Here is a 26534-nt window from a genome sequence, read left to right as displayed (position 1 = left end):
TCGCGTTGTGGATAGCCTGTTCGATTCGGCGGCCGAGGACGCCACCCCGCAGCCTCTCGCGGTGCGGATGCGTCCCCGCAGCCTCGACGAGGTCATCGGCCAGCGGCACCTGCTCGGCCCCGGCACGCCGCTGCGGCGCCTGGTCGAGAGCGAGGCGCCCATGTCGCTGTTCCTCTGGGGGCCTCCGGGCACGGGCAAGACCACCCTCGCGTACGTCGTGTCCAACGTCACCAGGCGCCGCTTCGTCGAGATCTCGGCCGTCTCCGCCGGCGTCAAGGAGGTCCGCGCCGCCATCGACGCCGCGCGCGCCGAGCTGGGCATGAGCGGGCGCCAGACCGTGCTGTTCGTCGACGAGGTCCACCGCTTCAACAAGGCGCAGCAGGACGCCCTGCTGCCCGCCGTCGAGAACCGCTGGGTCACCTTCATCGGCGCCACCACCGAGAACCCGTTCTTCTCGGTCATCTCGCCCCTGCTGTCGCGCTCGCTGCTGCTGACCCTGGAGTCGCTGTCCGACGACGACATCCGCGGCGTCCTGCGGCGCGCCGTGGCCGACGAGCGCGGCCTGGGCGGGCGCGCCACGCTCGCCCCCGAGGCGCTCGACCACCTCGTGCGCCTGGCGGGCGGCGACGCCCGCAGGTCGCTGACGTACCTGGAGGCGGCGGCCCTGCTGGCCGACGACATCACGGTCGAGGTGGTGGAGAAGGCCGTCGACAAGGCGGCCGTCCGCTACGACCGGCAGGGCGACCAGCACTACGACGTGATCAGCGCGTTCATCAAGTCGATGCGGGGCTCCGACGCCGACGCGGCGCTCCACTACCTCGCCCGCATGATCGAGGCGGGGGAGGACCCCCGGTTCATCGCCCGCCGCCTCGTCATCTTCGCCTCCGAGGACGTCGGCATGGCCGACCCCACCTGCCTGCAGACCGCCGTCGCGGTGGCCCAAGCGGTGCAGCTCATCGGCCTGCCCGAGGGGCAGATCAACCTCGCCCACGCGGTCGTCCACTGCGCCCTGGCGCCCAAGAGCAACGCCGTGGTCAAGGCCATCGGCGCGGCCGTCGGCGACGTGCGGCGCGGCCTGATCGGCCAGGTGCCCGGCCATCTGCGCGACGCCCACTACCCCGGCGCCGCCAAGCTCGGCCACGGCGACGGCTACAAGTACCCTCACGACTTCGACCACGGCCTGGTGCGGCAGGAGTACGCGCCCGAGCAGGTCCGCGACCGCCGCTACTACGAGCCCACCAGGCACGGCGCCGAGGGGCCCGTGGCCGAGCGCTGGGCGAGGATCCGCGACTTCCTGCGCGGCTCCTGACCCCGTAGGGTGCGTGGCCATGACCGACCACCGCGCGAGCTTCGACGCCTCGATCACCTTCTCCAACGGCGGAGACCTGACCGTCCACGGCTTCCGCGTGGACGTCCCCGGGCCGCACGTCACCGAGGACGAGATCGCCGCGCTGTTCGTGGCGTCGCTCGGGCTGCTCATGACCGACGCCGTCGAGCTGTCACACGTCCGGGTCTTCCCCGAGCCGCACAAGGGCACGAGGGGCGGCCCCTCCGACGCGTCGGCCGCGCCTCCCGCCGTACCCGGCGGAGCGGGGGCGTTCGTGGACCTCGCCGGCGAGGCCGCGCCGGGGGAGGAGCCCGGCCCCTGGCTGGAGGCGCGCGACCCCGCGGGGCCGGCCCTGGCTCGCGTCGCCGAGCTGCCCGCCGTGCTGGTGCGGGTCGCGGGAGCCGAGCGGCGGACGATCGACGTGGGCGCCCTCGCCGCGTTCGAGGTGCGCGGCGCCGCGGTGCTGCTGCACACGGGCGCCCGCGACGGCCACCGGCTCACGCCCGCGGCGGCGGCCTGGCTGGTCGCGGCGGGCGCGGCCCTGGTCGGCACCGACGCCGACCGGCTCGACGCCGAGCCGAGGGACGTCCTGCTCGACGGCGGCCTCGCCGTGGCGGAGCGGCTGTCGGGCCTGGAGGGCCTGCCGCCCTCGGGGGCGCTGTTCACGGCCGCGCCGCCCCGCGGCGCCGCCGGCCGCGTCCCGGTGCGGGCCTACGCCCGCGTCCCCGCCTGAGATCTTGCACAAGGGTCTACAACGGTACGAAAAGGGAATCACCCGCGTGTGATCCCCACGGTGACCCCCGCTGACGGCCTGTTCGGACCCACGTCGATCACCTGGCGCGTGCACACGCAGATCCCCGCGCTCCCCGCGGCCCTGCGCGCCTTCCAGCTCCAGGCCCTGCACCCGCGCACCATACGCGGCATGGCCCGCCACTGCCGGCTCGACGACCCGGCGGCCGAGCGCGACCGGCTGCGCCGTCAGCTGGGCTTCGTGGCGCTGCGCACGTTCGGCACCCGCGAGCAGGCCGAGCGGGCGGGGGAGCGGGTGCGGGCCCTGCACGCCAGGCTGGTCGGGCTCGACCCGGGCACGGGCGCGCTCTTCCGCCTCGACGAGGAGGAGAACCTGCGCTGGACGCACTGCGCGGAGACCGCCTCCCACCTGGAGCTCGCGCTGCGCTCGGGCGTGCCGCTCACCCCCGGCGAGCGCGACGCGTACGTGGCCGAGCAGCGCCGGTCCGCGCGGCTCGTCGGGCTGGAGGACGCGCCGGGCACCGTCGCCGACCTGGAGCGCCGCATCGAGCAGACCCGGCCCCTGCTGGCCGTCACGGACGAGGCCAGGGAGGCGCTGCGCGCGAGCACCCGGCCGAGGCTGTCACTGCGGCCGTTCGGCCTCGGCTCGCTGCCCGCGGCCGGCGCGCTCGCCTTCGCGACGCTGCCCGCCTGGGCCAGGAGCCTGTACGGCTTTCCGGGCGACGAAGCCGCAGAAATCGCAGCGAACGCCGCACTCACCGCACTCAGGGCCGCTACGCTCGCCCTGCCGGAACGCCTGGTCGCACCCGAGATCAGCGCCGCCCGCCTGCTCATGCGCACCGCCGCCGAGACGGGCGGCGCGGGCGTGGCCGCCTGATCAAGGACGGCGTCCTCACCAACCTCGCCCGCCGGACGCGATAGGGTTCATGCCGTTCCGGCCCAGCGTACGAGGGAGATGAGCGGATGCTTACCGCTGGAGAGGTCGCCGGGCTGATCGCCGCCACCGGCTGGGTGGTCCTGGTCTGCGTGCTGGCCATGGTGCTCGTCAAGCTCGCCAGGCTGCTCACCGAGACCACCAAGGCGGTCTCCGACCTGAACGACCGCCTGGCGCCGCTGCTCGACGACGTCAGCGTCACCGTCACCGAGACCAACAGGCAGCTCGTCGTGGTCGAGGCCATCGCCAAGGACGTCAAGCAGGTCAGCGGGCACGCCGCCAAGCTCAGCGCCGTCACCCAGACCGTCTTCACCGGGCCGCTCATCAAGGTGTCGGCCCTCGGCTACGGCGTCCGCCGCGCGATCGAGGCCCGCAGGACGGGCACGGCGCGGCGCACGGGGCGGGCGCGATGATCAGGCGGCTGTTCTACCTGTCGCTCGGAGCGCTCATCACGCTGTGGGTGATGCGCAGGCTGCAGGCGCTGCACCCCAACCACGTGGCCCGCAGGACCGCCGACAACGCCGCGGGCATGCTCCGGCAGGTGAGAGACTTTACCTCCGAGGCGCTCGGCGAGGCGGCCGAGCGCGAATCCGAGTTGCGAGCACGCTTCGGGCTCGACGACGCTGGATAGACACGACGCCGCACAGACGTCCGAACCACTCACGACTAACGCAAAGGATGGCCACCATGGAGTCGGCAGAGATCGCCCGCCGCTTCCTGCGCTTCTTCGAGGAGCGTGGGCACAAGGTCGTGCCCTCGGCCAGCCTGATTGCTGAGGACCCGACGCTTCTCCTGGTCAATGCGGGTATGGTGCCGTTCAAGCCGTACTTCCTGGGGCAGCGCAAGCCTCCGGCGTCACGGCTGGCCACCGCCCAGAAGTGCGTGCGCACCCCCGACATCGACGAGGTCGGCAAGACCACCCGGCACGCCACGTTCTTCCAGATGCTCGGCAACTTCTCCTTCGGCGACTACTTCAAGGCCGAAGTGATCCCGTTCGCCTGGGAGCTGCTGACCAGGTCCGAGTCCGACGGCGGCTTCGGCTTCCCCGAGGACAGGCTCTGGGCCACCGTCTACCTCGAGGACGACGAGGCGTACGACATCTGGCGCAACAAGGTCGGCGTGCCCGAGAGCCGCATCCAGCGCCGCGGCCTCGACGACAACTACTGGCACATGGGCGTGCCCGGCCCCGGCGGCCCCTGCTCCGAGATCTACTACGACCGCGGCCCCGAGTACGGCAAGGAGGGCGGCCCCGTCGCCGACGAGGACCGCTACCTCGAGGTCTGGAACCTCGTCTTCATGCAGTACCAGCTCAGCCATGTGCGCAGCAAGACCGACTTCGACATCTCCGGCGAGCTGCCCAGCAAGAACATCGACACCGGCATGGGCCTGGAGCGCATGGCGGCGATCCTGCAGGGCGTCGACAACCTGTACGAGATCGACACCACGTACAAGATCCTCGACCGGGCGGCCGAGCTCACCAAGACCCGCTACGGCCGCGACCACCGCGCCGACGTGAGCCTGCGCGTCATCGCCGACCACGTCCGCAGCGGCGTGATGCTCGTCGCCGACGGCGTCATCCCCGGCAACGAGGGCCGCGGCTACGTCCTGCGCCGCATCCTGCGCCGCTCGGTGCGCAACCTGCGCCTGCTCGGCTCCGGCGACGAGCGCTACATGCACGAGCTCACCGACGTCGCCATCGACGTCATGGGCGAGCAGTACCCCGAGCTCAAGGTCGACGCGCCGCAGATCCACGCGGTCGTCGACGCCGAGGAGGCGAGCTTCCTCGGCACGCTGCGCACCGGCACCGCGATCTTCGACGTCGCGGTCGAGGAGACCAAGCGCAAGTCGTCCCACACGCTCTCCGGCGACCAGGCCTTCCAGCTCCACGACACCTACGGCTTCCCGATCGACCTCACCCTCGAGATGGCGGCCGAGCAGGGGCTGAAGGTCGACGAGGAGGGCTTCCGCCGCCTCATGAAGGAGCAGCGCCAGCGCGCGAAGGCCGACGCGGCGGCGAAGAAGACCGGCAACGCCGACATCTCCGTCTTCGGCCACCTGCTGGAGCGGGCGGGCAAGGTCGAGTTCCTCGGCTACGACCAGACCGAGGCCGACACCACCGTCGCCGGCATCCTCGTCGACGGCGTGCCCGTGCCCGCCGCGACCGCCGGCGCCACCGTGGAGATCGTCCTCGGCCGCACGCCCTTCTACGCCGAAGGCGGCGGCCAGCTCGCCGACCAGGGCGTCATCCGCACCAGCGGCGCCGAGGTCGAGATCACCGACGTGCAGTCGCCGCTCACCGGCCTCGTCGTCCACCGCGGCAAGGTCCGCAGCGGCGAGCTGCGGGTCGGCGACGAGGCGCAGGCCGAGATCGACATCGAGCGCCGCCGCGCGATCTCGCGCAGCCACAGCGCCACCCACCTCGTCCACCGCGGGTTCAGGAACGCGCTCGGCGAGACCGCGGCCCAGGCCGGCTCCGAGAACTCCCCCGGCCGCTTCCGCTTCGACTTCACCGCAGCCGGGGCCGTCCCGGCCAGCGTGCTGCGCGACGTCGAGGACGAGGTCAACGCCGTGCTCATCAACGACCTCAAGGTCAACGCCTTCTACACCTCCCAGGCGGAGGCCAGGGCGATGGGCGCGCTCGCCATGTTCGGCGAGAAGTACGGCGACGAGGTCCGCGTCGTCGAGATCGGCGACTACTCGCGCGAGCTGTGCGGCGGCACCCACGTCCACAGCTCCGGGCAGCTCGGCCTGGTCAAGGTGCTCGGCGAGCAGTCGGTCGGCGCGGGCGTGCGCCGCGTCGAGGCGCTCGTCGGCATCGACGCCTTCCGCTTCCTCGCCCGCGAGAGCGTGCTGGTCGCGCAGCTCACCGAGCAGCTCAAGGCGCGCCGCGAAGAGCTGCCCGAGCGCATCGACGGCATCGTCACCCGGCTGCGCACCGCCGAGAAGGAGCTGGAGAAGCTCCGCTCGGCCCAGGTGCTCCAGGTGGCGGGCGAGCTCGTCTCCCAGGCCCGTGACCTGGGCGGAGTCTCCGTCGTGACACACCGCGCGCCTGATGGCACCAGCGCCGACGACCTGCGTAAGCTCGCGCTTGACGTGCGTGGCAGGTTCCAGGCTGACCGGCCGGCGGTCGTGATGATCGCCGGTGCCCCCTCCGACCGGCCCGTGGTGGTTGCCGCGGTGAACGAGGCGGGACGCGAGCGGGGGCTCAAGGCCGGGCACCTGGTGGGCGTCGCCGCCAAGGCGCTTGGGGGTGGCGGTGGCGGCAAGGACGATGTCGCGCAGGGCGGCGGTACGCGGCCCGAGGCGATCGGCGACGCGCTCGGCCTGGTCGAGCGGGCGGTCGCGGAGCAGCTCGGCTGACATGAGGTTCGGTTCGCGCATCGGCGTGGACGTCGGCTCCGTACGCGTCGGCGTGGCCCGCAGCGACCCTTCGGGGCTGCTGGCCACGCCGGTCGAGACCGTGAGACGCGGCAAGGGCGACCTCGACCGCATCGCCGCGATCGTGGCCGAGCACGAGGCGATCGAGGTCGTGGTGGGCCTGCCCACCTCGCTGTCCGGCCGTGAGGGCCAGGCGGCGGGGCTGGCCCGCGAGTTCGCCTCGGCCCTGGCCGCCCGCGTCGCCCCCACCCCCGTGCGCCTGTTCGACGAGCGGCTGACCACGGTCGCCGCCCAGCAGGGGCTGCGGGCCAGCGGCGTACGCGCCAAGAAGCAGCGCGGCGTCGTCGACCAGGCGGCGGCCGTGGTGCTGCTGCAGGACGCGCTCGACGCCGAGCGCGCCACCGACCGACCACCAGGCAGGCCCGTCGAACCGCCACCCCCGGCGGCCGACGGGCCGGCCTCGTGACCGGGCGGCCCGTTCAGCTCCGTCCGCGGAGGGCCGCCGCATGACCGGCACCCCGCGCGACGACGACGACCTCATCCCGTTCGACCGTGCGGACGACGACGACCTGATCCCGTTCGACCGCACGGACGACGGCACCGCCGTCCCACCCGACGGCGGCCGGCGCGCCGCCACGGCGCAGGACGGCCCCGACGGCACGGCGCAGGCCGCCCGCCCGGACCCGGCACCCGAACACCCGGCCGCCGGGCCGTCCTCCCAGGGGGAACCCCGGCCCACCGCACAGGGCCAACCCCCTGAGCAGGGCGGGGACACCGCACAGGGCCAACCCCCTGAGCAGGGCGGGGACACCGCACAGGGCCAACCCCCTGAGCAGGGCGGGGACACCGCACGGGACCAGCCCCCCGTACCGGACCAGACCGCCAGGCAGGGCGGGAACGCCGCGCGGGGTCATGACGCCACGCAGGGCGGGGACGCCACGCGGGGGCGTGACGCCAGGCAGGGCGGGGACGCCGTGCAGGGCCAGGATGCCGTGCGTGCCGGGGGCGGTGGACAGGAGGAGCCTGGCGTGAGGCGGCGGTCAGCCGCAGCATCACGGCCCGAAGCCTCAGAGGCCGCATCCGCACAGGCCGACCCCGGCTGGCCCGCCCGGGAGGAAGCAGCCGCCCCCCGAGGCTCGCACCCCGCTCCGGATGCCGCGGGATCGTCTTCCGCCGCAGGGGGAGGTGCCGGCGCGGCATCGCACTCCGCCTCGGACGAGCCGGGTGGTGCCGCGGAATCGCAGCCCGCCTCGGATGAAGCGGGCGCTGCCGCGGGATCGTCTTCCGCCTCGGGCGGAGGGGATGGCGGCCCGGGATCGCGCTCTGCCTCGCCCGAAGCTGGGGCCGGCGCCTCAGGCGGAGGGGGCGGTGGTGCAGGAGAGTGTCCCGGCTCGGGTGGCGGTTCGGGTGAGCGCGTCGGCGAGGGGGGTCGGCGGCGAAGGGCGTTGCGGAGGGCCGGGGTGGTCACCGCGGGGCTGGCCGTCGTGCTGGTGGCCCTCGGGGCGGGCGCGTTCGTCGTGCTCAAGCCGCGCCTGAGCCCCGACGACTTCGAGGGCAGGGGCAGCGGCGCGGTCACGGTGCGCATCCCGGCGGGTGCGAGCACCGAGGACATCGGCGCGGCCCTGGCCAAGGCCGGGGTGGTGGCGAGCGTCCGCTCGTTCGTCAACGCCACGCAGGACCGCGGCGCCACGGACCGGCTGCGTCCCGGCCACTACCGCCTGCGCAAGGGAATGGCCGCGAAGGCCGCGCTCGACCTGCTGCTCACGCCCTCCGCGCGGGTGGTGACGCGGGTGACGGTGCCGGAGGGGATGCGCGCGTCGGAGGCGCTGCAGCGCCTGTCGGCCCAGACGGGCATCCCGCTGAAGGACTTCCAGTCGGTCGCGGCCGACCGCTTGGGCCTGCCCCCGTACGCGCGGGGCGTGGAGGGATTCCTGTTCCCGGCCACGTACGAGGTGGAGCCGGGCGGGACGGCGGTGGACGTGCTGTCGGCCATGGTGTCCAGGTTCAAGGCGGCGGCCAGGTCGCTGAACCTGGAGGAGCGGGCGGCCCGCGTCCACCTGACGCCGCTGCAGGCGGTCACGGTGGCGAGCATCGCCGAGGCGGAGGGCGGCACCGAGGAGGACTTCCCGAAGATCACCAGAGTGATCTACAACCGGCTGCAGAGCGGCATGCCGCTGCAGATCGACGCGACCGTCACCTACGCCCAGGGACGCCGCACACTGAAGGTCACCGAGCGTGACACCAAAGTCGACTCTCCGTACAACACGTACACCCACAAAGGGCTGCCTCCGGGGCCCATCTCGAACCCGGGGGAGAAGGCGCTGCTAGCGGCGTTGGAGCCTGCTCAGGGCGATTGGCACTGGTTTGTGACGACAGATCCGGCGCATAGAATCACCAAATTCACCAACAAAGAGAGCGAGTTCGTGAGATACCGGGAAGAGCTGAACAAGAACCTCGGGACGCGATGATGCTGCGCGGCACGCCTTCTGCCCCCGCGCAGAAGGCCCAGATGGGGACATGTGCCCTCTTCCCGTCCCTTAGCATGGCTACCCAGAGTGATCTCCGCTGGCCATCGCAGCATGCCCGGCGGATCCCCCCGTTCCGCTCAGCCGGTCCGGCACAGCCGCTTGACGCCGGGCCGGCCGTACCGGGAGATTGGCCAGCGCACCTATGAGCGATCTCGATCTGAACGATCTGCTCGGCACCGAGGACGACGAGGGTCGTTCGCGGCGCCGGGCCCGTGGCAACCGCGGCGGCGGCCGGCGACGGCGCCGCCGGCGCAACAGGGGCGGCTTCGTCGCCCCGCTGCTCGCCTTCGTCGTCCTCGCGGGCATCATCGGCGGCGGCGGCTACTACGGCTATCTGTGGCTGAGTGACGCCCTCGTCGCCGACGACTACACCGGTCAGGGCACGGGGGAGGTGATCATCGAGATCAAGGACGGCCAGAACGCGTCGGACGTGGCGCAGGAGCTGGAGCGGCAGGGGGTCGTAGCCAGCGCCAGGGCCTTCACCAACGCGGTCGCCAACGCCGGCAAGAGCGGCGCGCTGCAGCCGGGGCAGTACAAGCTGCGCAAGAAGCTGCCCGCCGCGCAGGCGGTGGTGCAGCTGCTCGACCCGGACAACCGGATGCTCCTCAAGGTGCAGCTCAAGGAGGGCCTGCGGCTGTCCGACACGCTCACCCAGCTCGCGAAGCAGACCGGCAGGCCCGAGAAGGAGTTCCTCGCGGCGGCCAAGAACGTCAAGGAGCTCGACCTTCCCGGCTACGCGAAGAGCGGCCTGGAGGGCTACGCCTTCCCCGCCACGTACGACTTCCCGCCGAAGACCACGCCGCGCGGCATGCTGGCCGAGATGGTCAAGCGGTTCAAGCAGACGGCGGAGAAGGTCGACCTGGTGGGCGGAGCCAAGGACCTCGGCCACACGCCGCACGAGATCGTCGTCATCGCGAGCATCGTGCAGGCCGAGGCCGGCCGCCCCGAGGACATGCCGAAGATCGCCCGCGTGATCTACAACCGCCTTGAGCGCAACCCGCAGATGAAGCTCGAGATGGACAGCACGGTCATGTACGCGCTCAAGAAGTACGGCACGGCCGCCACGCACGCCGAGCTGGAGACCAAGTCGAAGTACAACACGTACAAGTACCTCGGCCTGCCGCCCGGCCCGATCGCGAACCCGGGCGACCACGCCATCGAGGCGGCGCTGAACCCGGCGAAGGGCGACTGGCTCTGGTTCATCGCGACCGACCCGAAGAGCCAGGTCACCAAGTTCGCCTCCACCGAGGCCGAGCGCCAGGCCCTGCTCGCGGAGTACCGCAGGAACGGCGGCTGAGCCGCCGCAGGCTCGTCGCACCGCAGGCGCCGTCCCCGGGCAGGGGCGGCGCCTGTCGCGTCCAGGGGTGAGGGGCGGCGCGATAGGGTTCGTGCTGTCCTGCGTGGAAGGAGACTGGATGCGGGCCGCGGTTCTCGGGTCGCCCATCAGGCACTCGCTCTCGCCCTGCCTGCACAGGGCCGCGTACGCCGCCATGGGCCTCGAAGACTGGACGTACGAGGCGTACGAGTGCGACGAGGAGCGCCTGCCCGGGCTGCTGGCCGGGCTCAGGCCACTGCGCGGCGCGCGAGGAACCGCCGGTGAGGCGGAGCGCGGGGACGCCTGGGCGGGCCTGTCGTTGACGATGCCGCTCAAGCGGGCCGTCCTGCCCCTGCTCGACACCGTCTCCCAGTCGGCCGTCGAGGTGGGCGGCGCCAACACGGTCGTCTTCCGCGAGGGCCGCGCGCACGGCGACAACACCGACGTCCACGGCATCGAGCGGGCACTGGCCGAGGCGGGGGTGCCCGCGCCGCGCTCGGCCGTGGTCCTCGGCGGCGGCGCGACCGCGGCCTCCGCGCTGGCGGCGCTGCGGAACCTGGGGCTGCACGCCGCGACCCTGCTGGTGCGCGACCCGGCCAGGGCGGGGGAGACGGCCGAGGTGGCCGAGCGGCTCGGCGTGGCGCTCGCGGTGGAGACGCTCGACAAGCTGGAGGCCTGCCTCGACGCCGACCTGGTGGTCTCCACGCTGCCGGGCGGCGCGGCCGACGCGTACGCCGGGCGGCTGGCCCGGGTGCCCGCGCTGTTCGACGTCGTCTACTCCCCGTGGCCGACGGCCGCGGCGTCGGCGGTCGCGTCGGCGGGCGGCACCGTGGTGAGCGGCTTCGCGATGCTGCTGCACCAGGCGGTGCGCCAGGTGGAGCTGATGACGGGCCGCCCGGACGTGCCGCTGGAGGTCATGCGCGCCGCCGGGGAGGCGGAACTCGCCCGCCGCACGGCGGAGACGCGCGGCTGATCGACCCGCCGTTTCCCGTCCCCCTGCGCGACTTTTGCGTGCCGGACGGGCCCGCCGGGGAAGATTCGAGGAACGTCCGTGGTTGTGGTAGCGTAGCTCTCTGATCGGTCCGGCATGTTCTGCTGGACGCGCAAGCGGAGGTCTCCCTCCCACCTGAGTCGCCGCGAGGCGGCCGGGTCCAGGATCACGCCGGACTACTCCGGGGAGCTCAAAGGCCACGAAGCCGAAGAGCTCAGTGGCCCCGCATGCGCGACGTGCGGGGCTTTTCGCGTCAGCGAGGGCTCCCGGCACGACGAGCACGTAGGGATCGCAAACCTAGGAGGCCCCATCAGCACTGAGCCCCGCATCAACGAGCGTATCCGAGTTCCCGAGGTTCGCCTCGTGGGCCCGAACGGCGAGCAGGTAGGCATCGTCTCGATCCACGACGCCCTGAAGCTCGCCCAGGAGGCCGACCTCGACCTCGTCGAGGTCGCGGCCACTGCTCGACCGCCCGTGTGCAAGCTCATGGACTACGGCAAGTTCAAGTACGAGTCCGCGATGAAGGCGCGCGAGGCGCGCAAGAATCAGGCGCACACGATCATCAAGGAGATCAAGCTCCGGCCGAAGATCGACCCGCACGACTACGAGACCAAGAAGGGTCACGTGGTGCGGTTCCTGAAGGCCGGGGACAAGGTCAAAGTCACGATCATGTTCCGTGGACGCGAGCAGTCCCGGCCGGAGCTGGGCTTCCGGCTCCTGCAGCGGCTGGCGGAGGACGTCCAGGAGCTGGGCTTCGTCGAGTCCCAGCCCAAGCAGGACGGCCGTAACATGATCATGGTGATCGGTCCGCACAAGAAGAAGGCCGAGGCGAAGGCCGAGAAGGCCGCCGCCAAGGCGCAGCGTGGCAGCGAGGAGCCTCCCGCAGGGGAAGCCTGACGCACGGTTGGGGTTAGCCTTACAGACACCCCACAGCCACCGGCAGACGAAGACGCCGCGACCGGGTCGGCATGCACCGGCCCGGCCACCGGCACGACCGAATTGAGGAGAGACGGCGACATGCCGAAGATGAAGACGCACAGCGGTGCGAAGAAGCGGTTCCGGCTCACCGGTTCCGGCAAGGTCAAGCGTCGCCGTGCCAACCGCGCGCACTACAACGAGTGGAAGTCGTCCACGCTGACGCGCCGTCTCAAGAACGAGGTCGTCCTTTCCGACGCCGACACCAAGAAGATCAAGAAGCTGCTCGCCAAGTAAGTAGCGCGAATCCCCGGGGAGAAGAAACATGGCACGCGTGAAGCGGGCGCTCAACGCCAAGAAGAAGCGCAGGGTTGTCCTCGAGCGGGCGAGTGGTTACCGCGGCCAGCGGTCGCGTCTGTACCGCAAGGCCAAGGAGCAGATGCTCCACTCGATGACGTACGCCTACCGGGACCGCAAGGACCGCAAGGGTGCGTTCCGTCGTCTGTGGATCCAGCGGATCAACGCCGCCGCCCGTCAGAACGGCATGACGTACAACCGGCTGATCCAGGGCCTGCGCCTGGCCAACATCGAGGTCGACCGCAAGATCCTCGCCGATCTCGCGGTGAACGACAGCCAGACTTTCGCCACGCTCGTCGAGGCCGCCAAGAAGGCGCTCCCGGCGAACGTGAACGCCCCGGCCGCGAGCTGAGGCGTTTGACGGGCCCGGACGGGCTCTGAAGGGGGCCCACCGTGACGGTGGGCCCTTTTGCTATGTGTACGGGCCCGTAAGGGAAGCAGAGGGAGAGCATGGCGGGATCCGAGCTGACCAACGTCAGGTCGCCACGCGTGAAGGCGGCCAGACGGCTCACCAAACGGGCCTTCAGGGAGCAGGACCGCAGGTTCCTCGCGGAGGGGCCGCAGGCGGTGCGCGAGGCGCTGAAGCTCGACGGCGTGGTGCTGGAGCTGTTCACCACGGCCGACGCCGAGCTGCGCCACCCCGAGCTGATCACCGAGGCGACGCTGAAGGGCGTGCCGGTGCACCGGGCCAGCGGCGAGGTGATCTCCGAGCTGTCCCAGACGGTCACGCCGCAGGGGCTGGTCGCGGTCTGCGCGTTCGTCCACGCGCCCCTGGACGCCGCGCTGGCGGGCCGGCCGGAGCTGGTCGCGGTGCTGGCGCACGTACGCGACCCGGGCAACGCGGGCACCGTCATGCGGGCGGCCGACGCCGCCGGGGCCGACGCGGTGATCTTCACCGACGCCTCCGTCGACCCGTACAACGGCAAGTGCGTGCGCGCGAGCGCGGGCAGCCTGTTCCATCTGCCCGTCGTCATCGGTGCACCGGTGAGCGCCGCCGTGCGTCAACTGAGGGAGCGCGGCCTGCGCGTGCTCGCCGCCGACGGCGCGGGCAGGCACACGCTCGACGACGTGGACCTGTCGGGACCCACCGCCTGGATCTTCGGAAACGAGGCCTGGGGACTCCCGGAGGAGGTGCTCGCCGAGGCGGACGATGTGGTCAGAGTGCCCATCTACGGACAGGCTGAAAGTCTCAACCTGGCCACCGCCGCGGCGGTGTGCCTTTACTCCTCCGCGAGGTCCCAGCGAGTGCCCTAGGCGACGGGAAACCCGCTATTGTCGGCGATGTAGCGGAGGAGGGCGAGGCGTTGCACGGCGCAGACACCGACGGGCGGGTGGTGGCCGCCGCGTGCACGATCGCCATCGACGACCTCCCCGACGGCCTCATCGTCGCCGACAGGTACGGCCGCGTCCTCGCGGTCAACCGGGCGGCGTCCCGCCTGACCGGCGTCCCGATGGAGCGCGCGGTCGGCAGAGACATGAACGACGTGTTCCCCCTCCGCGACCACGACGGCCGCGAGTGGTGGAAGGCCCTCGACCCCGAGGGCGGCCTGCGCACCCGCAGCAGGGTGCCGGAGCGGCCGCTGCACCTGCCCGGCGGCCAGGAGCTGTACGTCGCGGCCCGGCTGGTGCGCGAGCCCGAGCGCGGCGGCGACGTCGAGCGGGTGGCCATCACCCTGCGCGACGGCGGGGCGCGCGCCCGGCTGGAGCGCAGCCGCGCCGACCTGGTCTCCACGGTCGCCCACGAGCTGCGCTCGCCGCTCACCAGCGTCAAGGGGTTCACCGCCACGCTGCTGGCCAAGTGGAGCCGCTTCACCGAAGAGCAGAAGCTCGTCATGCTGGAGACGGTCAACAACGACGCCGACCGGGTCACCAGGCTCATCACCGAACTGCTCGACGTCTCGCGCATCGAGTCGGGGCGGCTGGAGGTCCGCCGCCAGGTCGTCGACATCCCGGCGAGGGCCCGCAGGCTCGTCGCCGGCCGGGTCGCGGCGGGCGAGCACGAGGGCCGCTTCCGCCTCGTCGTGGGCGACGATCTCCCTGAGATGTGGCTCGACCAGGACAAGATTGACCAGATCCTGGGTAACCTGGTGGAAAACGCGGTGCGCCACGGGCGCGGAACCGTGACCATTGAGATCGAGTCCGTCGGATGGGGAGTGGCCGTGTCGGTGCGCGACGAGGGCGAGGGCATCGAGCCCGAGCTGGCTCCGCGCGTCTTCAGGCAGTTCTGGCGGGGCAACAGCCGCAGGCGCGGCGGCACGGGTCTCGGGCTGTTCATCGTCAAGGGCCTGGTCGAGGCCCACGGCGGCACCATCACCGTGCAGCGCGCCCCCGAGGGCGGCGCCGAGTTCCGATTTACCCTGCCCACCGGCACTCCCGACTTCGCCTCCTAGGTCTGGCACGGCGGCGGCGAGTCGGCCCGGTGGGCGGCCCCCACTAGACTCTTGTCCGCTCAAGCCCTGGATACGGAGCTCTCTCTTGTCTGACTACGACCCCGTCGAGGTCACACCGTTGCATGCCGACGAGGTGTCGCGCATGGAGGCCGACGCCCTGGCGGCGATCAAGGCGGCCGACAGCCTCGACGCACTCAAGCAGGCCAGGCTGGCGCACGCGGGTGACCGCTCGCCCATCGCCCTGGCCAACCGCGAGATCGGCGCGCTGCCGCCGGCCGCCCGCGCCGAGGCGGGCAAGCGGGTCGGCACGGCCCGCAGGACGATCAACGAGGCGCTCGCCGCCCGCCAGGCCGAGCTGGAGGCCGAGCGCGACGCCCGGGTGCTCGTCGAGGAGACGGTCGACGTCACCCTGCCGTGGGACCGCCGGCCGCGCGGAGCCCGCCACCCCATCACCACGCTGCAGGAGCGCATCGCCGACACATTCGTCGCGATGGGCTACGAGGTGGCCGAGGGGCCCGAGCTCGAAGGCGAATGGTTCAACTTCGACGCGCTCAACATCGCCACCGACCACCCGGCGCGCTCCGAGCACGACACGTTCTTCGTCGGCTCCACCGGGTCCGGCATGGTGCTGCGCACGCAGACGTCGCCGGTGCAGATCCGCGCGCTGCTCCAGCGCGAGCTGCCCGTGTACGTCGTCTCGCCCGGCAAGGTGTTCCGCACCGACGAGCTCGACGCCACCCACACCCCGGTCTTCCACCAGGTCGAGGGGCTGGCGGTCGACGAGGGGCTGACGATGGCCCACCTGAAGGGCACGCTCGACCGGTTCGCCGAGGTCATGTTCGGCGAGGGCATCACCACCCGGTTCCGGCCGAACTACTTCCCCTTCACCGAGCCGTCCGCCGAGATGGACCTCAAGTGCTTCGTCTGCCGCGGCGCCTCGGCCGTCCCGGGCAACCCGCCCTGCCGCACCTGCAAGTCCGAGGGCTGGATCGAGTGGGGCGGCTGCGGCATGGTCAACCCGCGCGTGCTGGTGGCGTGCGGCATCGACCCGGCGCGGTACTCCGGGTTCGCGTTCGGCATGGGCATCGAGCGGACGCTGATGTTCCGCCACAACGCCGAGGACATGCGTGACATGGTCGAGGGAGACGTGCGCTTCACGCTCCCGTTCGGAATGGAGATCTGATGAAGGTCCCGCTCTCCTGGCTGCGGGAGTATGTCGATCTCCCGGCGGCCACCGCTCAGGAGGTGGCCGACAAGCTCACGGCCGCAGGGCTGAAGCTCGAGTCCATCGCCTCCCACGGGCACGACGTCAAGAACGTCGTGGTCGGCGAGGTGCTGGAGATCGAGGAGCTCACCGGCTTCAAGAAGCCCATCAGGCACTGCAGGGTCGAGGTCGGCGAGGCGACGCCCCGGGAGATCGTCTGTGGCGCCACGAACTTCGTGGTGGGCGACCGCGTCCCGGTCGTGCTGCCCGGCGGCGTGCTGCCCGGCGGGTTCGAGGTCGGCGCCCGCAAGACGTACGGGCGCATGTCCGAAGGCATGATCTGCTCCGAGCGCGAGCTGGGCCTGGGCGACGACCACGCCGGCATCATGGTGCTGCCGCCCGGCACGCCCATCGGCGCCGACGTGGTCGAGCTGCTCGGCCTGCGCGACGACGTCATCGAGCTGGAGATCACGCCCGACGTCGGCTACGCGCTGTCGATCAGGGGCGTGGCCCGCGAGGCGGCCACCGCGTTCGGCGTGGAGTTCCGCGACCCCGCCGCCGTCGAGGTGCCCGCCGCCGACGGCCCGTCCTGGCCGGCCTCGATCGCCGACCCCACGGCCTGCGACAGGTTCGTGCTGCGCGAGGTGCGCGGCTTCGACCCCGCCGCCCGCAGCCCCCTCTGGATGCGGGTACGCCTCACCCGCGCCGGCATGCGGCCGGTCTCGCTGGCCGTCGACATCACCAACTACCTCATGCTGGAGCTCGGCCAGCCGCTGCACGCGTTCGACCGGGCCAAGCTGACCGGTGAGATCGTCGTGCGCAGGGCGCGGCAGGGCGAGCGCCTGGAGACGCTCGACCACGTCGTACGCGACCTCGACCCCGACGACATCCTCATCACCGACCAGTCGGGGCCGATCTCGATGGCGGGCACGATGGGCGGCCTGGAGACCGAGATCTCCGACGCGTCCACCGACATCGTCATCGAGGCCGCGCACTTCTCCGCCACCGGCATCTCGCGCGAGTCGCGCAGGCACGGCCTGGTGTCCGAGGCGTCCAAGCGGTTCGAGCGCGGCGTCGACAGGGAGCTGCCGCTCGTCGCGTCATGGCGGGCCGTGCAGCTGCTCGCCGAGCTGGGCGGCGCCACCGTGCAGCCCGGCGTCACCCACGCCGAGGTCGAGGTGGAGCCGGCGCGCATCGCGATCCCGGCCGGCTACCCCGGCCGGGTCGCGGGCGTGACGTACGCCAAGGAGACCGTGGTACGCCGGCTGGAGCAGATCGGCTGCGTCGTCGCCGGCGGCGCCGACCCGGCCACCCGGCAGGGCGGCGTCGACCCCACCGGCGTCGTCACCGGCGGCGAGCTGGCGGCCAGGCTGGCCGTCACCGGCGAGGACATGATCACGGTGACGCCGCCGTCGTGGCGCCCCGACCTGACCGACCCCAACGACCTGGCCGAGGAGGTCATCCGGCTGGAGGGCTACGCCGGCCTGCCGTCGGTGCTGCCGTCGGCGCCCGCGGGCGCCGGGCTGACCGAGGGGCAGCGGCTGCGCAGGCGGGTCGGCAGGGCGCTGGCCGAGAGCGGCCACGTCGAGGTGCTCGCCTACCCGTTCGTCAGCGAGGACGACTTCGACCGGCTCCTGCTGCCCGCCGACGACGCGCGCCGCCGCGCCGTCCGGCTGGCCAACCCGCTGTCGGAGGACGAGCCGCTGATGCGCACGACGCTGCTGCCGGGTCTGCTCAAGACCCTGGTGCGCAACATCGGGCGGGGCTTCTCCGACGTGGCGCTGTTCGAGACCGGCGCGGTCTACCGGCCGCGCGAGGGCGCCTCCGGCACCGCGCCGGTGCTCGGCGTCGAGCGCAGGCCCACCCCCGAGGAGCTCGCCTCCGTCGAGGCGGCGCTGCCCGACCAGCCGGTGCGGGTCGCGGTCGTGCTCGCCGGTGAGTTCGACCGGTCCGGCTGGTGGGGCGCTGGACGCCAGGCGTCCTGGGCCGACGCCGTGCAGGCCGCCAGGCTCGTCGCCGCCGAGGCGCGGGTGGAGCTGTCGATCAGCGCCGACCAGCACGAGCCATGGCACCCGGGCCGGTGCGCCGCGCTCTACGTGGGCGACACCCTCGTCGGGCACGCCGGCGAGCTGCACCCGCGCGTCATCGAGGCGTACGGGCTGCCGCCGCGCACCGCCGCGATGGAGCTGGAGCTGTCGCGGCTGGAGAGCGCCATGCCCGGCCCCGTCGAGACGCCCGCCGTCTCGGCGTACCCGGTGGCGACGCAGGACGTCGCACTGATCGTGCCCGACTTCACGCCCGTCGCGGACGTGGAGGCGGCGCTGCGCGACGGCGCGGGCGAGCTGCTGGAGTCGATCCGGCTGTTCGACGTCTACACCGGCGAGCAGGTGGGCGAGGGGAACAAGTCGCTGGCGTACACCCTGCGCTTCCGCGCGCCCGACCGCACGCTGACCGTGGAGGAGACCACCGCGGCCAGGGACACCGCCGTCGCCATGGCCGCCGACCGGGTCGGCGCGCAGCTGCGCGGCTGACGGCAGCGCCGACACGGGCTGCCGCGGAGCTACGCCGCTGACGGCAGCGCCTGCACCGGCTGCCGCGCGGCTGCCGGCGACGCCGGCACGGGCCCGGGTCGCCGGGGCTGGACGCACTCCGTCCGGCCCCGGCGCCCCGGGCTCCGTCGTTCCCGAGCGAGCCGGGGCGCCGTTCAGAAATGGTCGATGCGGGCGAGGTCGATGTCGACCTCGAACGGCACCGCCAGGCGCAGGCGGCCGCGGTGGATGCCGGTGACGACGTAGGAGGCGGTGGCCGGGTCGAGCTCGTAGACGTAGACCACGGGCCTGCCGCGATCGTTCTCGACCCGCCAGAAGTGGGGGATGCCGGCCTCGGCGTACAGGGCGGGCTTGCGTTTGCGGTCGCGCGAGCGCGAGTCGGCCGAGACGACCTCCGCCACCAGCCTGACGTCGTGGCCGCGGTAGGCGTGGCCGGGGTCGCGCGGGCCGTCGAAGCGCGTGACGCAGAGGTCGGGCTGCGGGCGCTGGTCCTCGTCGAGGATGAGGCTCGTACGGCGCAGCACGCGGAAGCCCGGCGGGACCGCCCGGCCCAGCTCCAGCTGGAACAGCGACAGCGAGCACGAGTGGAAGGCGGTCTGCGGGCTGAAGAAGACGAGGCTGCCGTCGATCAGCTCCGCGTGCAGGGGGAGGCCGGGCAGGCGGTCGAGGTCTTCCGCGACGAACCCCTGCGGCGGTGGGATCAGCCACTCCGGCAGCCCCGGCCCGTCGTCCAGGTCGGCTTCTGCTGTCATGCCGTTACGGTAGCGCGTCACGACGCTGTGTGAACTCCTGTTCGCCCAGCGTGAGCGCGGCCGCGCCGGGGCCGTGCGGGCTGGCAGAATGCGGTCGCATGAGGCAGCTACTGGTCTTCGCCGAGCGTGACGCCGCCGAGGAGGTCGCCGAGACGCTGGCCGAGTGGTTCCCGGAGCTGGGCGTGCCGCGGGTGGTGCGCGAGACCCTCGCGGGCGAGGACGACGCCGAGGACGCCCAGTGGCTCGTCGTGGCCGAGGACCTCGACCCGGACAGCCTGGCCAGGGTGGACGAACTGGTGGAGCGGCACGACGGATGGCGCGAGGAGTCCTGAGCGCCCCTCGGCTGGATGGTACGAGGAGTCGCGAGCGCCTCTCGGACCGGATGGCGCGAGGAGTCTTGAGCGCCCCTCGGACCGGATGACTGCCTCTCGGATCGGATGGTGCGAGGAGTCGCGAGCGCTCCTCGGAGGTCGCGGTGGCGGACCCTTCCGCGCTGCGCTCGACGCGCGGCTGATCACCGGTGTTGCGCCTGTGCTCTGGGCGAAAGCGGCGTCCTGGAGTGGGTGTCGAGGAGGAGGCTGGGGGCATGCGTATCGCAGTCCTTTCTGACATCCATGGAATCCTGCCGGCGTTGGAGGCCGTCCTGAGCGAGCCCGACGTGGCCGCGGCCGACCTGATCGCGTTGACCGGCGACATCGCGGCGGGCCCGATGCCCGTCGAGACGCTCGACCTGCTGGTCGGGCTCGGGGAGCGGGCGATCTGGGTCAACGGCAACGCCGAGAGGGAACTGGTCGAGGCGGCCAAGGGCGGGCCGAGCCCGTACGAGATCTCGCGGTGGGCGGCGCAGCAGCTGCGTCCCGACCAGGTGGAGCTGCTGGCCGGGCTGCCGCAGCGGCAGGAGCTCGACCTCGGCCGCCTGGGCACCACGCTGTTCGTGCACGCCACGCCGCGCGACGACCAGGAGATGATCCTGGTCGACAGCTCGCTGGAGCGGTGGGCCGAGGTGCTGGCGGGCGAGCGGGCCGACACGGTGGTGCTCGGCCACACGCACATGCCGTTCGTCCGGCTGGCCGACCGCGTCCTCATCGTCAACCCGGGGGCGATCGGGATGGCGTACGGCACGCCCGGAGCGCACTGGGCGCTGCTCGACGGCGAGACCGGCGCGGTGACGCTGCGGCGCACGCCGCTCGACGCGGAGGAGGTGGGGCGGCGGCTGCGCGCCGAGAGCGGGTTCGACGGGATCGAGGAGTGGGTGTCGGAGTACGTGACGTCCACGTACTCCGACACGGAGGCGCTGCGCGTCTTCGCCGAACTGGAGGGCCGCCCCTCCTCAACCTGACGGCCCCCGCCCCACGAGCCGACCCCGCCCCAGCATGACGGGCCCCCGGCCAGTGAGGTGGCCCCCGCCCCCGCGTGACGGATGTCGGTCCACGAGGTGGCCCCCGCCCCCGCGTGACGGATGTCGGTCCACGAGGTGGCCCCGCCGGCGTGACGGATGTCGGTCCACGAGGTGGCCCCGCCGGCGTGACGGATGTCGGTCGTCAGGCGGGGGTGGTGGCTTCGCGGCGGGCTTTCTCCGCTTGGGCGTGCAGGCTGGTCCGCGCGTCGTAGCGGCGGAAGGCCGGCAGGGCGGCGCCGAGCGCGGCCACGGCGGCCACGCAGAGCAGCCCGCCCAGGCCCAGGGAGAACCTGGTGCCGCCGAGCTGCGCCATGAAGCTGGCGCGGGCGTTGCCCACCATCGGCCCGCTCGCGTACGACAGCAGCTCGATGCCGGCCAGCCGCCCGCGCAGCTCCTGCGGGATGGTCTGGTTCCACATCGTCATGCGGAAGATGCCGCTGATCATGTCGGCGGCCCCGGCCAGGGCCAGGCAGGCGAACACCGCCCAGAACCCCGGCGCGATCGCGGCCAGCGCCACCGCCACGCCCCACACGGCCGCCGCGACGATCACGCCGAGGCCCTGGCGTTGCACGCGGGCCGCCCAGTTGCCGCCGAGCGAGGAGACGAGGGCGCCCACCGCCCCGGCGGAGTACAGCAGGCCGAGCGCCTCCGGCGCGCCCAGCTCGTCGGCCAGGAAGGGGTACAGCGCCGTGGACATCGCGAACACCATGGCGGCGATGTCCACGAGGTACGTCCCCAGGAGGTCGCCGCGTCCGGCCGCGTACCGGATGCCTTCGGCGAGCGACCGCAGCGAGGCGGGCGCGGCGTCCTCGCCGGGCGGCACGGAGCCGATGCGGTAGAGCAGCATGAGCGACAGCAGGAACGTCAGCGCGTCGATGCCGTACGCGGCGGCCGGGCCGAGCGCCGCCACGAGGAAGCCGCCCAGCGCCGGGGCCGCGATGGCGCCGATGTTCCAGCGCATGCTGTTCAGCACCGCCGCCGCGCCCTGCTGGTCGTGCGGGACGACCTGCTGGATCAGCGCCTCCAGGCTGGGCCGCTGCAGGCTGCCGACACCGGTGGCGATCGCGCCGGTGACGTACAGGACCCACACCTGCGGGGTGGGCAGCATGGCGTTGACCATGAGCCCGAGCGACGTCAGCAGCAGGCCCAGCTCGCTCAGCACAATGATCTTGCGGCGGTCGAGCGCGTCGGCGATGGCGCCGCCCCAGAGCCCGCACACCACCATCGGCACGAACTCCGCCAGGCTCACCAGACCGACCGCGAGGTAGGAGCCGGTCAGCTCCTTCATCTGGTACGGCACCGCCACCATCGAGACGAACGTCCCGAACATGGTGACGAAGCCGGAACTGAACAGGAGCCGGAAGTCGCGGGACGAGCGCAGCGGGCTCAGGTCGAGGACGAGGTGGCGGAGCAGGCGCTTCAGTCGGTCGGGCACAGGGTCACATTGTCGGAGGGGGAACGTGTCAGGGCAAACCGTTTTCCGCCCGGCAGGGGAGTCCCGCAGGGGGAATCCGGCAGGGGCCAGGGAGGAGAGCCCGCTCCTCCCTCTCCGGGCGGCTGTGCACGAACAGGCGGTCGGAGAGGGAGAGCCGTCTTGGCACACGTATCGGTCGGGCGTCCCCATCCGGGCGGCTCTGCGAGGGCAGGCGGTCGGAGGAGGAGGGGCGCGGCGGCACACGTACCGCTCAGGCGGGGAGAGGCGCTCTGGTGTCACACGGCGGTCGCGCGGGGAGGCGTCTGGGGTGTCACCGGCGGCTCGGGCCGGGGCCACTGCAGCGGCCCGGCCAGCGTGCAACACCGGACAACGCCACCGCACCGGACCGACGTGAGACACCACGCGGGCCGCCGGGCCGCCATGCGGGAGACCATGCCACCCCGCCCGGCCGGCCCAGGAGCACGGCGGGCTCTACCTGGGCGCCGTCGGGGGCCCGCCTCGGGCGGTTGCGGTGGCTCTGGGCATGGCGAAGGCCCCCGGTGGAGCGGGGGCCTTGCGGTGGGTGGGTGGGCGAGGGCGTCAGGCGGCCGGGACCTTGTCGAGGAAGCCGAGCACCTTGCGGATCCTGCCGTCCTCGGCGAGCTCCACCACGTCGAACCCGACGGCCACCGGCTCCTCCCCGGCCGGGCCGAGGTGCCAGGTGAACCTCGCGATGTTGTGGTGGGTGTCGTACTGCTCGCCCGCGCTGAAGACCAGGCCGGGGAACATGCCCTGCGCGCCCTCGATGACGGCGGCGATGCCGGCGTGGCCGGCGACGTCGGCCAGCGGGTCGGTGTAGGTGGCGTCCTCGGTCCACAGTTCGGCGACGGCCTTGGCGCGGGCCTCGGCGTCGGTCTCGTTCCAGGCGGCGACGTAACGGTCGAGCAGGTTCATGGCGTGCCTTTCCTTATGGTCAGTGGTGTTCTGAGGATGTTCTGAGGTGGGTGGTCAGGTCAGAGGGTGCGGGCCTTGCGCAGGCCGGTGATCTGCAGTTCGGCGAAGACCGCGACCACGATGGCCTGGGCGATGGCCCAGATCGCGCCGATCGTGGTGAAGTCAGCCGAGCCGGTCACGACGGCACCCACGCTGGCCAGGGTCCAGGCGATGTTCAGCCCGATCACGGCCTTGGTGGCGGCGGCGCTGATGGCCGGGCGGGAGGCGATGACGCCGACGGCGGCGCCGTACACGAGGAGGAAGATCCCGATCTCGCGCAGCAGGCCGGCACCGGGGCCGAGCAGGGTGCTCACCGGGCCTGCGAACGCGAGGTAGACCAGCCCGTTCGCGCCGGTGACGACGGCGTCGAGGGCCAGCGCGAGGCGCAGGAACTTGGTCCGCTCGGCAGTGACGGGGAGGGCGGTCATTTCGGATCTCCTTCAGGTGTCTCGTTCCGACACCTGAACGATCGCAGCCGGGGGATAGGCGCCGCGATTACGCGGGAGGTAATGCCGGACGGCATCCTACCCTCGACCTGCGGTGACGTACCGAAAAATGCTCGCGCTGCGGAGCGGTGGCGGCCAGGAGAGCCGCGGCGGGAGGCCCGGAGACGGGCTGGAGCGGCGGGCGCCGACGGCCGCCGGGCCCAGCGGGATGGCGGAGAGCCCCACCCGGACGGACGGACGACGGGCGGCTTGGGAGGGCGCTGCGGGAGGGTGGTGGTGGGGCCGCCGGTTCGTTGGTGGCGGCCCCGGGTGAGGGTGGGTCAGGCGCCGAGGATCTCCCTGCGGAGGTGGGTCTTGAGGATCTTGCCGCCCGGGTTGCGGGGCAGTTCGGCGTCGCGGAACCAGACGTGTACGGGGATCTTGAACTTGGCGATGCGGTCCGCCAGGAACGACCGGAGCTCCTCGGGCGTGGCCGTCGCGCCGGGCGCGAGCCGGATGACGGCGCCGACCTCCTCGCCCAGCTCGTCGTGCGGGACGCCGATGACGGCGGCGTCGTCCACGGCCGGGTGCTCGAACAGGGCGGCCTCGACCTCGGCGCAGTAGACGTTCTCGCCGCCTCTGATGACCATGTCCTTGGCGCGGTCGACGATGTAGACGAAGCCCTCCTCGTCGATCCTGCCGAGGTCGCCGGTGTGCAGCCAGCCGTCCACGAAGGTCTGCGCGGTCGCCTCGGGCTTGTTCCAGTAGCCGAGGATGACGTTGGGGCCGCGCAGGCACAGCTCGCCCACCTCGCCGGGCGGCAGGACGTCGCCCATGGGGCCGACGACGCGGACGTCCACGACGGGGGAGGGCAGGCCGATGCTGTCGGGCCTGGCCTGGTAGTCGGCGCCGCCGTTGCCGATGGCGAGCGCGGTCGTCTCGGTCATGCCGTAGCCGTTGGACGGCGCCCGGTCGGGCAGGTTCTCGGTGATGCGCTCCAGCAGCTTGGGCGGGGCGGGCGCGCCGCCGTAGCCGAGGGTGGTCAGCGACGACAGGTCGTACCTGCCGAAGTCGGGGTGGGACATGAGCTGCCAGGCGTTGGTGGGCACGCCGATCATCGTGGTGACCTTCTCGCGCTCGATGAGCCGCAGCGCCTGCTCGGGGTCCCACTTGTACATGAGCACCAGGCCGCCGCCGGTGAACATCATGCCGGTCATGGCGGAGAAGCAGCCGGTGACGTGGAACAGCGGCACGGTCAGCAGGGTCACCCGGCGCGCCCCGGCGGCCTCCGCGGGGTCCCTGCCGGACATGGCGACGGCGCGCATCAGCCCGTACGCGACGGTCATGGGGGACTGGCCGAGGTTGCGGTGGCTGCCGAGCGCGCCCTTGGGGCTGCCGGTGGTACCGGAGGTGTAGAAGATCGTGGCCGGGTCCTCGGGGGAGAGTTCGACGTCGGGCAGTTTGACGTCGGCCGTGACCTCGCCCATGACGTCGGCGAACGTCCGCGCGCCCGCCGGGCCGTCGCCGCGGGTGACGATCAGGGGCACGCCGGTGGAGGCGAGTCTGGCGGCGCGCTCGCCGTCCGCGATGATCAGCTTGGCGCGGGAGTCGCGCGCGCCGTACGCCAGTTCGGGCTCGGTCCACCAGGCGTTGAGCGGCACCGCGATGGCTCCGGCGGCCAGCACGGCGGAGAAGGAGACGACCCATTCGGGGTAGTTGCGCATGGCGACGGCGACCCGGTCGCCCTTGGTGACGCCGTACTCCTCGACGAGGCGGCGGGCGAGGGTGGCGGCGCGGCGGAAGTGCTCCTCGAAGGTGATGTGCTCGTCCTCGTACACCAGGAAGGTCTTCTCGCCGTGGAACCTGCTCATCTCCAGGAGGGTGCGGAAGTGGGCGGGGGCGTGCTTCCACGTGCGTACGCCGGTGTCGCCGATCTCCTCCATCTCGAAGAGCTGGCCGGGGCCGGTGAGCTGAGCCTGAACCTGGGCGTGCGTAAGAGACATGCGCAGAACTCCCGCAGTGGACGGCAATCCGGATGAATCACAGTACCGACCGGTAGGTACGCCGCGCTAGGGCAGGTGAAACGGTCCTCCGGGCCGTCCACGAGGGGATATGAAAGTTTCATGATGAACGCGATACTTTCAGATCCCTAGCTGTCGATATGGCGGCTTCCCCGAGCGTCCATTGACCATGTGCAGGCAGGTCAATACCGTTATCGCAGCGATCGGAACGTTCTCGAAAATTTTCGGAAATGCCTGCCTGCGGAGGTACATGCCCGTGCGTCCATCCCTCATCCCCTGGCGGCCGCCCTCTCAGGGCTGTTCGCCGCGTTCCTCCTGCCCGGCGTCCCGGCCGACGCGGCCGCGCCGCTGCGCGCCCACGCCGCCAGGCGCGGCAAGTTCGTCGGCGCCGCGCTCGCGACCGGCCCGCTGTCGGGCGAGACGCAGTACCGCTCCATCGCCGCCACCGAGTTCAGCCAGGTCACCGCCGAGAACGCGATGAAGTGGGACGCCACCGAGCCCAGCCAGGGCCGGTTCGACTTCAGCGGCGCCGACGCCGTCGTGAACTTCGCGGCGCAGAACGACCAGCAGGTCCACGGCCACACCCTCGTCTGGCACAACCAGACGCCGGGCTGCGTGCAGGGCCTGGACGCCACCGCCATGCGCGCGGCCATGCGGAACCACATCGCCCAGGTCGTCGGCCGCTACGCCGACAACGCGGCCCTGAGCGTCACCGGCCAGACGGTCACCGCCGAGAACCTCGCCTACAACGGGTCGCCGGCGCCGGACGCGAGCACGACGTTCGGCTTCCAGGTGAGCAGGCCGAACGGCGACACCCGGACGCCGTCGGGTTACACCTGTTCCTGACGCCCTTCCCACGCTTTCCCACGCTTTCCCACGCTTTCCCACGCTT

At 72.3% G+C, this 26534-nt stretch carries 25 protein-coding genes; 20 read left to right on the top strand and 5 right to left on the bottom strand.

Annotation, left to right across the window (positions count from 1 at the left end; all coding sequences use genetic code 11):
• The first annotated feature begins 7 nt into the window (after positions 1–7).
• From BMX74_RS35900 to BMX74_RS35820, 17 genes are all read left to right on the top strand, one after another.
• Positions 8–1309, top strand: coding sequence for a replication-associated recombination protein A (locus BMX74_RS35900; RefSeq protein ID WP_055505545.1), 1302 nt, complete (start codon positions 8–10; stop codon positions 1307–1309).
• Positions 1310–1328: 19 nt separating this feature from the next.
• Positions 1329–2060, top strand: coding sequence for a cyclase family protein (locus tag BMX74_RS35895; RefSeq protein WP_091104992.1), 732 nt, complete (start codon positions 1329–1331; stop codon positions 2058–2060).
• A 60-nt stretch (positions 2061–2120) separates the two neighbouring features.
• Positions 2121–2954 (top strand): oxygenase MpaB family protein, encoded by an 834-nt coding sequence (locus BMX74_RS35890; protein ID WP_177227647.1) that lies wholly within the window; start codon positions 2121–2123, stop codon positions 2952–2954.
• Positions 2955–3040: 86 nt separating this feature from the next.
• Entirely contained in the window at positions 3041–3424 is a 384-nt protein-coding gene (locus BMX74_RS35885; protein WP_055505542.1) for a DUF948 domain-containing protein, read from the top strand.
• Positions 3421–3642: a hypothetical protein gene (locus BMX74_RS35880; protein WP_055505541.1), complete on the top strand. Its 222-nt coding sequence runs from the start codon at positions 3421–3423 to the stop codon at positions 3640–3642. The genes BMX74_RS35885 and BMX74_RS35880 overlap by 4 nt, the downstream gene beginning before the upstream one ends.
• A 56-nt stretch (positions 3643–3698) precedes the next feature.
• Positions 3699–6371, top strand: a complete 2673-nt coding sequence (gene alaS / locus BMX74_RS35875) for an alanine--tRNA ligase (protein WP_055505540.1) — start codon at positions 3699–3701, stop codon at positions 6369–6371.
• 1 nt (position 6372) lies between these two features.
• Positions 6373–6855, top strand: coding sequence for a Holliday junction resolvase RuvX (gene ruvX, locus BMX74_RS35870; protein WP_055505539.1), 483 nt, complete (start codon positions 6373–6375; stop codon positions 6853–6855).
• A 994-nt stretch (positions 6856–7849) separates the two neighbouring features.
• Positions 7850–8857, top strand: coding sequence for an endolytic transglycosylase MltG (gene mltG / locus BMX74_RS46010; protein ID WP_256257472.1), 1008 nt, complete (start codon positions 7850–7852; stop codon positions 8855–8857).
• A 202-nt stretch (positions 8858–9059) separates the two neighbouring features.
• Positions 9060–10214, top strand: coding sequence for an endolytic transglycosylase MltG (mltG, locus tag BMX74_RS35860; protein WP_055505536.1), 1155 nt, complete (start codon positions 9060–9062; stop codon positions 10212–10214).
• Positions 10215–10332: 118 nt separating this feature from the next.
• Positions 10333–11205: a shikimate dehydrogenase gene (locus BMX74_RS35855; RefSeq protein ID WP_091104986.1), complete on the top strand. Its 873-nt coding sequence runs from the start codon at positions 10333–10335 to the stop codon at positions 11203–11205.
• 306 nt (positions 11206–11511) lie between these two features.
• Positions 11512–12120, top strand: coding sequence for a translation initiation factor IF-3 (infC, locus tag BMX74_RS35850; protein ID WP_082535341.1), 609 nt, complete (start codon positions 11512–11514; stop codon positions 12118–12120).
• Positions 12121–12240: 120 nt separating this feature from the next.
• Positions 12241–12435 carry a 50S ribosomal protein L35 gene (rpmI, locus tag BMX74_RS35845; RefSeq protein ID WP_055505534.1) on the top strand — a complete coding sequence of 65 codons (195 nt, stop codon included), beginning with the start codon at positions 12241–12243 and terminating at the stop codon, positions 12433–12435.
• 28 nt (positions 12436–12463) lie between these two features.
• Positions 12464–12847 (top strand): 50S ribosomal protein L20, encoded by a 384-nt coding sequence (rplT, locus tag BMX74_RS35840; RefSeq protein ID WP_043622113.1) that lies wholly within the window; start codon positions 12464–12466, stop codon positions 12845–12847.
• A gap of 98 nt (positions 12848–12945) precedes the next feature.
• Positions 12946–13749, top strand: a complete 804-nt coding sequence (locus BMX74_RS35835) for a TrmH family RNA methyltransferase (protein WP_055505533.1) — start codon at positions 12946–12948, stop codon at positions 13747–13749.
• Positions 13750–13799: 50 nt separating this feature from the next.
• A complete protein-coding gene (locus BMX74_RS35830; protein WP_055505532.1) occupies positions 13800–14885 on the top strand; it encodes a sensor histidine kinase in 1086 nt (361 codons plus the stop codon).
• 142 nt (positions 14886–15027) lie between these two features.
• Complete coding sequence (pheS, locus tag BMX74_RS35825) at positions 15028–16068, top strand: phenylalanine--tRNA ligase subunit alpha (protein WP_236714981.1); 1041 nt, start codon at positions 15028–15030, stop codon at positions 16066–16068.
• Complete coding sequence (locus BMX74_RS35820) at positions 16068–18620, top strand: phenylalanine--tRNA ligase subunit beta (RefSeq protein WP_091104985.1); 2553 nt, start codon at positions 16068–16070, stop codon at positions 18618–18620. The genes pheS and BMX74_RS35820 overlap by 1 nt, the downstream gene beginning before the upstream one ends.
• Positions 18621–18793: 173 nt before the next feature.
• On the opposite strand, the gene BMX74_RS35815 is transcribed toward BMX74_RS35820, so the two are convergent.
• The gene (locus BMX74_RS35815; RefSeq protein ID WP_055505529.1) at positions 18794–19390 is read right to left on the bottom strand and encodes a Uma2 family endonuclease; all 597 of its coding nucleotides are present in this window, start codon (positions 19388–19390) and stop codon (positions 18794–18796) included.
• 98 nt (positions 19391–19488) lie between these two features.
• Here BMX74_RS35815 and BMX74_RS35810 point away from each other — a divergent pair, with 98 nt between their 5' ends.
• A complete protein-coding gene (locus BMX74_RS35810) occupies positions 19489–19722 on the top strand; it encodes a hypothetical protein (protein ID WP_091104983.1) in 234 nt (77 codons plus the stop codon).
• Between the two features lie 254 nt (positions 19723–19976).
• Positions 19977–20729, top strand: coding sequence for a metallophosphoesterase family protein (locus BMX74_RS35805; RefSeq protein ID WP_091104982.1), 753 nt, complete (start codon positions 19977–19979; stop codon positions 20727–20729).
• Between the two features lie 202 nt (positions 20730–20931).
• On the opposite strand, the gene BMX74_RS35800 is transcribed toward BMX74_RS35805, so the two are convergent.
• The 4 genes from BMX74_RS35800 to BMX74_RS35785 all read right to left on the bottom strand — a co-directional run bounded on the left by BMX74_RS35800 (position 20932) and on the right by BMX74_RS35785 (position 25624).
• On the bottom strand, positions 20932–22224 hold the full coding sequence (locus BMX74_RS35800) for an MFS transporter (protein ID WP_091104980.1): 1293 nt from the start codon (positions 22222–22224) through the stop codon (positions 20932–20934).
• A gap of 579 nt (positions 22225–22803) precedes the next feature.
• Complete coding sequence (locus BMX74_RS35795; protein WP_055505526.1) at positions 22804–23157, bottom strand: nuclear transport factor 2 family protein; 354 nt, start codon at positions 23155–23157, stop codon at positions 22804–22806.
• Between the two features lie 59 nt (positions 23158–23216).
• On the bottom strand, positions 23217–23624 hold the full coding sequence (locus BMX74_RS35790) for a hypothetical protein (protein WP_091104978.1): 408 nt from the start codon (positions 23622–23624) through the stop codon (positions 23217–23219).
• 338 nt (positions 23625–23962) lie between these two features.
• Positions 23963–25624 carry a class I adenylate-forming enzyme family protein gene (locus tag BMX74_RS35785; protein ID WP_091104977.1) on the bottom strand — a complete coding sequence of 554 codons (1662 nt, stop codon included), beginning with the start codon at positions 25622–25624 and terminating at the stop codon, positions 23963–23965.
• A gap of 189 nt (positions 25625–25813) precedes the next feature.
• Between BMX74_RS35785 and BMX74_RS46005 the strand changes: the two genes are divergently transcribed.
• A complete protein-coding gene (locus BMX74_RS46005) occupies positions 25814–26488 on the top strand; it encodes an endo-1,4-beta-xylanase (protein ID WP_256257471.1) in 675 nt (224 codons plus the stop codon).
• Positions 26489–26534 lie beyond the last annotated feature (46 nt).

It is taken from the genome of Nonomuraea pusilla, assembly GCF_900109355.1.
Classification (GTDB): domain Bacteria; phylum Actinomycetota; class Actinomycetes; order Streptosporangiales; family Streptosporangiaceae; genus Nonomuraea; species Nonomuraea pusilla.
The sequence above is the reverse complement of the archived record's forward strand: the minus strand, read 5'-3'. Positions and strand labels throughout refer to the sequence as shown.